Raw genomic sequence first — 11,610 nt, 5'->3', positions numbered from 1 at the left:
AAAGCGTGTAATCAGCATGGCCGTGATTGCCGCGACTCTGATGTCGGGGTGCATGAACGCGCCGTCGATTGGCGTGCTCGGCGCGTACTTTCCCGACTGGCTGTTCTGTATCGTCGCGGGAGTCGCGCTCGCGGTCGTCATTCATCTGATTCTCAGGCGCTCGCAGGCCAATCGGCTGATCGGGCCCGCAGCCGTGGTGTATCCCGCGCTGGTCACTTTCCTCGCACTCGCTATCTGGTTGACGTTCTTCCAACATTGAATTTCCATCGGGTGGGTGAATGGCGAGCGCAGCCAACAGGACATTAAAGAGAACGTGGCCGGCGATCGTCATGGTCGTCGTGACGTTGCTGCTGCTTGTCTACGTCATCCGACTGCTGGACCACGCGCCGCGTACCGATGATGCCTACGTCTATGCGGACACGATCGACGTCGTGCCCGAGGTCAACGGACGCATCATTGAACTGGCCGTGCGCGACAATCAGGCGGTGAAGCAGGGCGACCTGTTGTTCCGTATCGATCCGCGTCCGTACCGGGATGCGCTGACGCGAGGCAACGCGTCCCTTGTCGCGCTCGACCGCCAGATCGAGCTGACCCAGCGCACGGTCAATGCGCAGCAGTACAACGCGCAGTCGGTGCGCGCGGCTGTCGAGCGCGCGCGCGCCGCAGCCAGCCAGGCGTCCGATACGCTGCACCGCATGGAGCCGCTGCTGTCGCACGGTTATGTGTCGGCGGAAGACGTTGACCATGCGCGCACCGCGCAACGCGCCACGCAAGCCGAACTCAGCGCGGCGCAACTGCAGGCGCAGCAGGCGGCAGCGGCTGTGAGCGGCGTCGATGCGCTGGTCGCGCAACGTGCGGTTGTCATGGCGGAGATCGCGCTGGCCGAACTGAACCTGGAGTATGCGACGGTGCGTGCGCCGTTCGACGGACGCATTGTGTCCTTGAAGACATCGACAGGCCAGTTTGCCACCGCGCTCAAACCTGTCTTCACGCTGATCGACACGCGCCACTGGTACGTGGTGGCGAACTTTCGCGAGACCGAACTCAAGGGTATCCGCACGGGCACGCCGGCCACGGTCTACCTGATGAGCGATACCGGCCAGCGCTTCCAGGGCACGGTCGATTCGATCAGTTATGGCGTGGCGCCTGATGAAGCCGGCCTTGCTTTGCCCGGCGGATTACCGCGCATTCAACGCACGCTTAACTGGGTTCATGTCGCGCAGCGCTTCCCGGTGAAGATCCGGGTCGACAAGCCGAATCCGGAACTGTTTCGTGTCGGGACGTCGGCGGTGGCCGTGCTGGAACCCGGGCGCGGCGGCGACGGCGAGCGCCAGTGAGGAGCCCATGACAGCCGCCGACTATCTGCCCGTCGCGCTGCGCGATGCGGGCGCTTTCCTGAAGCGCGAGCTTGCGCCTTTTCCCGGGCGTCTGAACGTGATGTTGCGTTGCACGTTGACGAGCGCGATCGTGATCGTCGTGTCGATGGCGCTCGAGGTGCCGTCGCTTGCACTGTCGCTGCTGGTCGTGTTTTACGTCACGCAGTCGAACGTGGTGGTCACGCGGCTGGTCGGCGTGATGTTCATCGTCGGATCGACGCTCGCCATCGGCCTGTCGATCCTGCTGTTGAAATTCACGTTCGACTATCCGTTGCTGCGCATCGTGATCGCGAGCCTGCTGTTCTTCGGCAGCGTGTACCTCATGCGGGTGCTGAAGATCGGCGTCGTGTTCTTTATCATCGCGATCGTCGTGATCTACGTGCAGAGCTTCGTCGACCAGACCGATCAGGCAGATCTCCTGATCCGGGCCGTGTTGTGGGTGTGGGTCGCCGTCAATTACCCGATCGCACTGACACTCGTGGTCAACACATTGCTGCTGCCCGCCGAACCGCAATTGCAGCTCAAGTCGGAAATCCATCGGCAACTGGCGGCGCTGGACACGCGGCTGACGGAGCTGATCGACGGAACCACGAGTGCCGCGCCGATTACACTGGCAGCGGTACAGCAAGGCGCGCTCGCGCTCCAGAAGCTATTGCGGTTCACGACGATGCGTGACGCCCACTATCGCGAGCATCAGGCGTTGCAGCTTGCATGCATTGCAACGGTGTCGCGTCTATATCGCGCAGCGAGTGATCTGCCGCCCAGTTGGCCTGGCATGTCGGCGGGGCAACTGTCGATGTTGCGCGAGTTGCGCGCGAACTGCCGCGCGCTCGACGCATCGGTCTTGACCGGCGAGCCCTATCGCTATGTGAGCACGGCGACAATCGAAGCGCGCAATGCCACCGACATGACGCCCGCAGTTGCCGAATTGCAGCGGGCGATGCGCGCGTTCTCCGATCTGGTCGCAAGCGGCGCAGCATCCGGCAAGCCGCCCGCGAGCGAGCCGATGGTCGTGGCCGATGCCTGGAGCAATCCCGCGTACATGCGCTTTTCGCTGAAGACGCTGTTCGCGGTTCTCGTCTGCTACGTGTTCTACAACGCTGCCGACTGGCAGGGCGTCCATACGATCATGCTGACTTGCCTGATCGTCGCGCTGCCGAGCCTCGGCGCTTCGACTCAGCGTGCATTGCTGCGGCTGGGCGGGGCTCTCATCGGTAGTGGGCTGGCGTTGTTCATGGTGGTATTCGTCGTGCCGCATCTCGACGACGTCGTCGGTCTGCTGCTGATGGCGCTGCCCGTTGCCGCGTTCGGCGCATGGATATCGGCCGGATCGGAGCGGATCGGCTATGCGGGCATCCAGGTGATGTTCACATTCTCGCTCGCGTTGCTCGAACAGTTCGGCCCGACCACGAACCTCACTGAAATCCGCGACCGGATGATGGGCATCCTGCTGGGCGTCGGCGTAGCGACCTTCGTGCAGATGTCGTTCTGGCGGGAGGGCGAGGGAGACGTGCTGCGGCAGAAACTCGCCACCATGCTGCGCGCGGTTGCCGTGCAACTGCGCGCAACCCAGTCGAGCGCCGGGGCGCTGGACGAGGTGCCCTATGCGCAGCGCCAGCTGCAGGCGTGGGCGGTGCTGGCCGATTGCGAGGCGACGCTCTCGCGTGTCGCACTCGAACCCAACTGGCAGGAAGGGGAGGAGGCGCAACTGACGCTACGCGCGCAAACGGTTCTCGCGCAGGGACGCGAGATCATGCTGGCGGGCGATGTGCTGCACAACCTGCAAGCCGCGCAGGGGGATTTGCCAGGCGGGCTGACGGTCGATGCAGTGCACTCGACACAGGAACAGGCGAGCGTCGAACTCAACCGGTACGCGGACGAACTTGCGGCCAGCCCGCCCGCGGCCCGCTCGCCGCGACGCCTCGGGATCGTTGCGCCAACGGTGGAACCGGCCGACAGCGGCCTTATCGCCGCGGCGCATGAACTGTCGCGCCAGCTCGCGGGATTGCCGGAGTGGCGCGTGGACGCCCCTGTCGCGGCGAGCGCATCACCGGCCATACGAACATGAGTGTGCGACTGGGCGTGCGCGACTGGCGATGGCGTCGATGCTTTCTATGCGTCGCGTGGATGTCGTGCGTGTTGCCGGGTTGCGCGCTGATCCACCATAACGGCACGCCTTATCCGGAGATTGCACCCGAGCAGATCAAGCTCGCGAACGACATCCATCTCGCGCGCGACGGGTGGCCCGCGGCGCGCTGGTGGACACGCTATCGCGATGCGCAACTCGACGCATTGATCGATCAGGCACTCGCCAACGCGCCGACGATGGTGATCGCACGCACCCGCGTCGCGCAGGCCAGGTCCGATGTGGCGCTCGTCACAGCGGGCTCGAACCTCCAGATGGCGGCGCTGGCGTCGCTGGATCGCACGCATGTTTCCGCGAACGGCTTTCTCGGCCCGTTCGCGAAGAACGAACCGGAATTGGGGCTGACGGGACCGTGGTACACCGAGGGCATCGTCGGGCTGGGCGCCAGCCTCGACATCGACCTCTGGGGCAAGCAGCGCGCGCAGATTGCCGCGTCGCTCGGCGTGAGCAACGCGCGACTTGCCGAGGCTTCCGCGGTCGAACTCGAAATCTCGGCGGATGTCGCGCAGCTTTACTACGGTATCCAAACGACCTATCAGCTCATCGATTTGCTGAACGAGTCGCATGAGGTGGCGGCGTTCGCGGTGGAGGCACACGAGGGGCGTGCGGGCCGCGGCCTCGAAGCCCGCACCCAGCTCGAGCAGGCACGGGCGGAACAACTGGGCATCGAACGGCAGATCGTGGCGGCGCAAGGGCAGATCAAGCAGCTTCGCGAGTCGATGCGGGCGCTGTTGGGCGCAGGTCCAGACGAGTTGCCTGCCATCGAACCCGTCGCGCTGCCGCGCTCGCAAGCGGCCCTGCCGGCGACGCTCTCGTACGAACTGCTTGCCCGGCGGCCCGACCTGCAGGCGATGCGATGGTACGTCGAAGCATCGTTCGACCGGATCGATGCGGCGAAGGCGGCGTTCTACCCAAGCTTCGACATCAAGGCGTTCTTCGGCTTCAACGCGCTGCATCTCGCGGACCTCTTCACGCATGCAAGCCAGCAGATCAATCTGATTCCAGGCCTGAGCTTGCCGATCTTCGACGGCGGCAGGCTCAACGCGAACCTGAGTGGCGCGCGCGAGGGCAGCAACCTGCTGATCGAGCAGTACAACCAGGCCGTGCTCAATGCGGTACGCGATGTCGCGCAGACCGGCAGCCGCTTGCAGGCCCTCGATGCGGAGAGCGCGTTGCAGAAGCAACGGATCGAATCGATTGCGTTCGAGAGGGACAGCGTCGAAGCCCACTATCAACGCGGACTGGCGAACCGGCTCGCGGCGCTCGAAGCACGCCAGCCCGTGATCGCGGAACAGGTGGCGCTGCTCACGCTCAATGGCCAGATACTGAGCCAGGAGATTGCGTTGACGAAGGCGCTCGGCGGCGGCTATCGCGCCGACGCGCCCGTCGAACTGAAGCCCCGTTGAACGGCGCACTCACAGCGTTCAGAACTGCTGCGCCTGTAGCGACTTGAGCTCCGCGCGGCACACGTCGGCGAACTTGCCGAGGATATCGATCGAGCCATCCGCGAGCATCTCGCGAATCTGGATGAAAGTCTTGTCTGGCGCGAGGTAGGTGTCCACGATCGTGCGTCCGATCACGTCGGCCTCGTCCGCGACTTCGCGTGACGACTGGACGCGCATGCGGCCGATTTTCGCGTAGAGATTGCCGAGCGCGGCGAGATCGGGTTCGTGTTGTTGCAGCGCTTGAACATAGCAGTTTGTCGCATCCTCGATGAACGCCTTGTACAGCTCCTGCCGCCAGGCGAGATCATGCGCCAGCCATTCGGCGCGAGCCTGAGTGCGTTGGATCAGCCAACTGGCAAGAACCGAGGTCAGGCCGCCGATGGCGGCGCCGACAAGTGCCGCCAGTGCGGAGATAGCCGATGCGTTCATGGAGCACGTTCTCATTGCTAATCACGGTCACCCATATTAGCGCCCGTGCGCGTATTTTTCCCGCAATGAATGCGCCCACGCTCGCATTCCACTTTGCTCCCCCATTCAGGGGATATTTCTAGCGCGGGTTCGCCTCGATCATTGATCTGTCGGGACAACACTGTGAGCGATTGAGCGATGAAGCCGTGCTTGCCCGCCCTCCAGTTCAGAACGCCAGGAGATTCAGATGCGGGACGATGTCAAGGCCTCTTCGCCCACGGCCTACGCTTATCCATTGCTGATCAAGCAATTGCTGCACACGCCATTCGCTCAGGCGGCGAGGCAGGAGATCGTCTACCGCGGACAGGTACGGATGACCTATACGACACTGCGCGAGCGCATCGCGCGGCTCGCTAACGGGTTGAGCCGCCTCGGCGCCCGGCACGGCAGCACCATCGCGGTGATGGACTGGGACAGTCACCGTTATCTCGAGTGCTATTTCGCGGTTCCGATGATGGGTGCCGTCCTGCAAACGGTCAACGTGCGCCTGTCACCGGCTGAGATCGCTTACACGATCAATCACGCCGGCGCGGAGATATTGTTCGTCCACACCGATTTTCTGCCCCTCGTCGAGACGATCAGGGACCGGCTCGAAACGGTGCGCACCTTCGTCTGGATCGACGAGGAAGGCAGCGAGGTCGCGACGCACTCGATTCCGATCTCCGCCGACTACGAGGCCATGCTTGCCGCGAGTTCGGACCATTACGAATTTCCGGACTTCGACGAGAACACGCGCGCAACGACGTTTTACACGACGGGGACGACAGGTCTGCCCAAGGGCGTCTACTTTTCGCATCGTCAACTGGTGCTGCACACCGTTACCGTCATGGCGGCGTTGTCGAGCCCCGAATCGGGACAGCGCTTTCACCGCGGCGATGTCTACATGCCACTCACACCCATGTTCCACGTGCACGCGTGGGGCATGCCCTACATCGCCACCGTGCTGGGTGTGAAGCAGGTCTACCCGGGCCGCTATCTGCCGGATCGGCTGGTGCAACTCGTGCGCGACGAAGGCGTGACGTTCTCGCATTGCGTCGGCACGATTCTGCACATGCTGCTCAGTTGCGCCGAAGCGAAATCCATCGACTTCAGCAAGTGGAAGGTCGTGATCGGCGGCGGGGCGCTCACGCACGGGCTCGCGCGTGCGGCGGTCGATCGCGGTATCGATGTCTTTACAGGCTACGGCATGTCCGAAACGGGCCCCATACTGAGTCTCGCGCAACTTCAACCCGGCGACGAAGCGCTGGACGCCGACGAGCAGTTGCGCCTGCGCTGCAAGACAGGATTGCCCATCCCGCTTGTCGATCTTCGTATCGTCGATGAAAGCATGGACGAGGTCCCCCACGACGGCAAAGCGTATGGAGAGATCGTCGTGCGCGCGCCCTGGCTGACCCACGGTTATCTGAACAACCCTGAAGCTTCTGCCGACCTTTGGAGCGGCGGTTACCTGCATACGCAGGACATCGCGAATATCGACCCGAAGGGAAATCTCCAGATCACGGACCGCATCAAGGACGTCATCAAATCGGGCGGGGAATGGATTTCATCGCTCGAAATCGAAAGCCTGATTTCGCAGTACCCGGGCGTGGCCGAAGTCGCCGTTATCGGAATCAGCGATGAGAAGTGGGGCGAGCGGCCGGTGGCGTTGGTGGTGCCCGGTGAAGGTGTCATGATCACCGAGGACGACATCAAGCGTCATGTTCTGACGTTCAGTGCGGCAGGACGGATCTCGAAGTATGCGGTGCCGCAAATCGTCAAGTTCGTCGATGGGCTGGAGAAGACGAGCGTTGGCAAGATGAACAAGAAGTGGCTGCGCGCGCAGTTCCTGGCATAGCGAGGTGAACCCGTGTGTCGCGCAACGTGCGCGCTGGCTAACTGCCAGTGCGCAGCAGCCCCAGCGCTTGCGCGCGTGAGACAGCATGCGCGCGTTTGTCGACCGCAAGCTTGACGAAAATACTCTTCACATGAGATTTGACCGTTTCAGGCGTAATCCCGAGACTGCGTGCGATTTCCTTGTTCGACTGCCCTTGCGCAATCAATCCGACGATCTCGCGTTCCCTTGTGCTGAGCGATTCGCGTTCGGCGTCGCGCTGAGTTTGGCTGTTGGGCTGATAGAGCGCGCGCCAGCCATCGAACAGACGATCGATGTGATTCACCACATCCTTCGTCTGCGCTGCGTTGCGTGTACCATCGCGCACCGCCTGCAATAGCGTCCCGACTTCAGAACCCTGGTCGAGAATGGATTGATAGATGCCAGCGGGCACGGCCACTTTCACGACCTCGCCAAACACCTCGATCGCCTCGCGCGTTTTACCCGCGCCCATCCAGGCGAGTGCGAGCGTGGTTCGCAGGCGCAATGCGAGGTAGTCGCAGTGACGGCTTTCGGCGCTGCGCCACGCGGCGTTCAACGATTCGACGGCTTCGTGCGTCCGGTTCTGGGCCATCGCAACACAGGCAGTGGCGAGTGAACGATAGTTGTCGATCTCCGCCGAGACAGGAGGGGATGGTTGCAGGCCTCGGGCCGCGAGCCGATCGAGTTCGGAAACGCACGCCGAGGCTTCCGCCATTCTTCCTTCGCTGATATGCAGCCGGGTGCGTTCGACGAGCACCGCTGCAATCAGACGACGCCAACCGCGCCTGTGGCCGAGGGTTCGCGCGCGTTCAAGCAGCGCGTATGCCTCCGCGAAGTTCGAACGAGCAACCGCGATCCGGATGAGCAGACGATACGCGATCAGCACGCTATCGAGCATGACGGCCAGATCGACGATTGGCATCAGATCGAGCAGGAGCGCTTCCGCTTCATCCAGACGGCCCTGCTCATAACGGAGCTGCGCGATCATTGGCGCGCACAGGGCGGCCGAGATGGACTGGGGACCGGAATAACGCTCGGCCAGATGCATTGACTCCATGAAATACCGCTCGGCGAGCACAAAATGCATCTGCTGCATTTCCGTGTGACCGAGCAGGCACAGCCGGTACACCGAAGAAAACACATTGCGCTGGTCGTCCTCGATCGAATAGGGAACCCAGGGTGTCGCATACAGCGCTTCGAGGTTGCCCGCTTTCCAGTGTCCGAATCGCACAACGTTGGATACGACGTTGGTGGTCCAGACATCGGCGGACGGCCGGTCAAGACAGGCCTGCGCCATCGCGAGCGCTCGTTGCGGATCGTCCTGCAGCGCAGCCAGAACCGCACGGATCGCCTGACATTCCCAGCGCATGCGCTCGGTTTCCGCGCCCGTGCTGGCGGCGGCATCGCGCTCCAGCGCATCGAGCATCGCCAGCGCGTCGTCAAAGCGTAGTGCCAGCGCCATGCCCCAGGCAATCGCTAGCCTGACCTGTAACTGTTCTCGCATCAGGTGCGCCGGGAACTGGCGCTGCCAGCCCAGCAATGTGAGCAGATCGCCTTTCGTGACGAGCAACATCGCGCAGCGGGCCATCAGCGAGATGGCTTCGTCGGTCGCGCCTGCGGCGATGGCGTGTCTGACAGCGTCGGTCCATTGCTCCTGTTGCGCGTACCAATGACACGCGCGCCGGTGCACGTCCGGCACCTCGTCGCGGTACTGCGTTTCAAACCGTTGGCACAGGTAGTCGCGCATCAGGTGGTGATAGCGGAACCAGTGCCCTTCGACGTCCATCGGCTCCAGCAGAAGCTGGCGCGCGGCGATCGCTTCCAGCATGCTCTGGCTGCTCTCGTCGCCCGTCACCGCTTCGCACAGCGACGCGCTCAGCCGCTCGAGTGTCGCCGTGCGCAGCATGAACTCGACCATCGTCGCGGGCAGGTGTTTCAGTATGTCTTCGATGTAGGCGGCGAATGGCCGGGACGCGCCCGATGGCGTGCCTGATTCCACCCCTGGCCTGTGCTCTTCCCGTGCCAGCACCGAGGTAGAAATGCGTAACGCCGCAGCCCAACCCTCGGTGCTCGCGAACATCGACTTGATCGTGCCGGCGCCCAGCTTGCCCGGACACTCGCGTTCGATGAAGGATCGCGTTTCTTCGAAGTTAAAGCGCAGCGCCGATGCGTCGATTTCCAGCAGTTCGTTCCTCGCCCGCAAGCGCGCGAGCGGAAGCATGGAATCGGCACGCGTGCAGACCACGACATGCACGTGCGACGGCGCGTGCTCGATGAAGAACGCCATGACATCGTGAATGACAGGGAGGCTGATCAGGTGATAGTCGTCGAGGAACAGATAGACTTCGTCGTCGACGTCTACCAGCTCGTTGATCAGTGTCGCCACGATGCATTGTGCAGGGACGAGCGAGGCTTCGGCGGTCAGCCCGATCGCCGAAGCGCCGACGTTGCCGCAAGCCTGCCACAATGTTTGCGCGAGATGGTGGAGAAAGCGGGCGGGTTCGTCGTCGTCCGTATCGAGCGAGAGCCACGCAACGTGCGCGTCGCTCCGCAGATGATTGAGCCACGCGAGCGCCAGCGAAGTCTTGCCGAAGCCCGCAGGCGCCTTGATGACGGTGAGCCGCTTGTTTTCCGCATACGCCGCCAGCTCAATCAGCCGTGGGCGCTCGATCAACCCGCGCGGCAAGCGTGGCGGAAGAAGCTTCGTCGCCAGAAGCGGCAAGGGCTTGCCTGGCGCACACTCGTCAGTCACTTGCATCGGCGGCTCCGGACACTCGGGGCGACGCTGGCTGCCGTTCTCCGTCCAGCCGATCGCGCTCCTCCAGGCGGGGGATATTGCGCAACGCCACGCGGAGTCACGATGGATTCCATAGAGGAGATCGAAGTGCAGCCGGAAAATGGTCCAGTGCGAGGGCTCACCGCCCGTGGCAACTCGCCAGGCGAGTGTCCGCGCGGCACACTGTTCACCCGATGATACGCCAACCACCTCCCGGAAGGAGACGTGTCTGCCGCACCGAACGGCAAACCGGTTGCTGGGCTTGCTCTCGAACATGTCGACGAGATAGCGTTCCAACGCTATGCACAGGGAGGGCGGCTCCGTTCGGTCCAAAGGTGCCGACGCTCGACTTCGGCAGTCTGCGGCCCCGCGCCAGTACCAGAGCGTGGCGGCCCATTCTCTTCCTTGAGTACTGCTTTGACGCGGCTGCGCCCGTGTGTGGGTATCGCTGTCAATTGCACGTGGCACACGTACACTGAATTCAATCAGAATTTCAGCGCAGCGTTACAGCAGGTCGCGGGACCGAACGGTCCGCCCGTGCTGACAAACAAGACGCATTGGAGATCTTGCGCGGCACCCGACAGGCCAGGATTTGTCTCAGATCCTCGTCAGCGCGCAACGGACGGTCGCGTCGTGATCGCTCTTCGGTGATTTGCCGACACGCCGGTTGAAATCAGCAATGAAGGAGGGCGCATACGCATTGGCTCCCGCAGCCGTGCTGATGCCACGCAACCGCAATTCTTATACAAGCCGGTCCTGCAACGTCAGGTGGGCCCGTTCGACGCGCCCCTTGGCGGGGCTACTGTTCGCGCAGAACGTGTCGATGCTCAGCTCGTACATCGCCCGACCGAAATGGGTCACGCTGTTGCCATCCTTGTTCGCCCCCGTCTTGCGAAACACGCTGTACTTGTCGCTGTAGAACGCGACCGGCTTGCCGTGCTGTTCCAGATATGCCCGGGTCACCTCAAAGTAACTGAAGGTCGACTCGGTGGCCGTGAAATGCAGCGCCATCAGCCGGCTGCTCGCATCGTCGACATACACCAGCAACGTGCACGCCGGCGCCCGTTCCTCGAACCAGCGATGGTGGCTGCCGTCGCGGAATCCACAGGCCGGCATCCGTCATCAGGTGACGCACCGTTTCCTTCGACAGCGCCAGCCCGTGACATTCGCGCAGCTTCTCGCAGGCGAGCGTTGGTCCAAAGTCCGGGTAACGATCCCGGATCAGGTTCAACGCGCGCTCGGCCACGCCGTCTGCCAACCGGTAGTTGCTCGGGTGTCCACGATGCCGTGACAGCAGTCCCGAAGCGCCCTGGCTGCGATAGCGCACGGTCAGCCCTTAAGTCAGAAAGAAACAACTGAAAAATATTCACCGGCAGCCGCGCCAGACTAAAGAGCACTTTATTTTATAAAGGAAATTTACGCCCACTCACTCAAGGAACAAAATTCTGCAGCGAATGGGAACAAATTTACGCAAACCGACGGCTACGGCGCGCGAGTCCGCAGTGGATTGTCGTATTTGACATAATAAGAGTTATCAACCTTTCGGA

At 62.8% G+C, this 11,610-nt stretch carries 7 protein-coding genes and 1 pseudogene; 5 read left to right on the top strand and 3 right to left on the bottom strand.

What is annotated here, in order from left to right; translation table 11 throughout:
- Nucleotides 1–16: 16 nt before the first annotated feature.
- From PQQ53_RS24800 to PQQ53_RS24785, 4 genes are read left to right on the top strand one after another with little or no spacing between them, the layout of a single operon-like run.
- A complete protein-coding gene (locus PQQ53_RS24800; protein WP_408141381.1) occupies nt 17–259 on the top strand; it encodes a YtcA family lipoprotein in 243 nt (80 codons plus the stop codon).
- Nucleotides 260–278: 19 nt separating this feature from the next.
- Nucleotides 279–1,337, top strand: a complete 1,059-nt coding sequence (gene mdtN, locus PQQ53_RS24795; RefSeq protein ID WP_408326897.1) for a multidrug transporter subunit MdtN — start codon at nt 279–281, stop codon at nt 1,335–1,337.
- Nucleotides 1,338–1,344: 7 nt separating this feature from the next.
- Nucleotides 1,345–3,444: an FUSC family protein gene (locus PQQ53_RS24790; protein WP_408326894.1), complete on the top strand. Its 2,100-nt coding sequence runs from the start codon at nt 1,345–1,347 to the stop codon at nt 3,442–3,444.
- Entirely contained in the window at nt 3,441–4,928 is a 1,488-nt protein-coding gene (locus PQQ53_RS24785) for an MdtP family multidrug efflux transporter outer membrane subunit (RefSeq protein ID WP_408155759.1), read from the top strand. The genes PQQ53_RS24790 and PQQ53_RS24785 overlap by 4 nt, the downstream gene beginning before the upstream one ends.
- Nucleotides 4,929–4,946: 18 nt before the next feature.
- Here PQQ53_RS24785 and PQQ53_RS24780 read toward each other — a convergent pair whose 3' ends face one another.
- Complete coding sequence (locus PQQ53_RS24780; RefSeq protein ID WP_408326891.1) at nt 4,947–5,396, bottom strand: hypothetical protein; 450 nt, start codon at nt 5,394–5,396, stop codon at nt 4,947–4,949.
- Between the two features lie 226 nt (nt 5,397–5,622).
- Between PQQ53_RS24780 and PQQ53_RS24775 the strand changes: the two genes are divergently transcribed.
- Nucleotides 5,623–7,269 (top strand): fatty acid--CoA ligase, encoded by a 1,647-nt coding sequence (locus PQQ53_RS24775; protein ID WP_408326888.1) that lies wholly within the window; start codon nt 5,623–5,625, stop codon nt 7,267–7,269.
- Nucleotides 7,270–7,306: 37 nt separating this feature from the next.
- Here the strand turns inward: PQQ53_RS24775 and PQQ53_RS24770 are convergent, their stop codons facing one another.
- Together PQQ53_RS24770 and PQQ53_RS24765 are read right to left on the bottom strand one after the other, a co-directional pair.
- Nucleotides 7,307–10,045: a winged helix-turn-helix domain-containing protein gene (locus tag PQQ53_RS24770; RefSeq protein WP_408326885.1), complete on the bottom strand. Its 2,739-nt coding sequence runs from the start codon at nt 10,043–10,045 to the stop codon at nt 7,307–7,309.
- 544 nt (nt 10,046–10,589) lie between these two features.
- Nucleotides 10,590–11,396, bottom strand: a pseudogene (locus PQQ53_RS24765) (ISNCY family transposase); the annotation flags it as partial.
- Nucleotides 11,397–11,610: the final 214 nt, after the last annotated feature.

Origin of the sequence: Paraburkholderia strydomiana, assembly GCF_046030495.1 — a bacterium.
Lineage (GTDB): Bacteria > Pseudomonadota > Gammaproteobacteria > Burkholderiales > Burkholderiaceae > Paraburkholderia > Paraburkholderia strydomiana_A.
The sequence above is the reverse complement of the archived record's forward strand: the minus strand, read 5'-3'. Positions and strand labels throughout refer to the sequence as shown.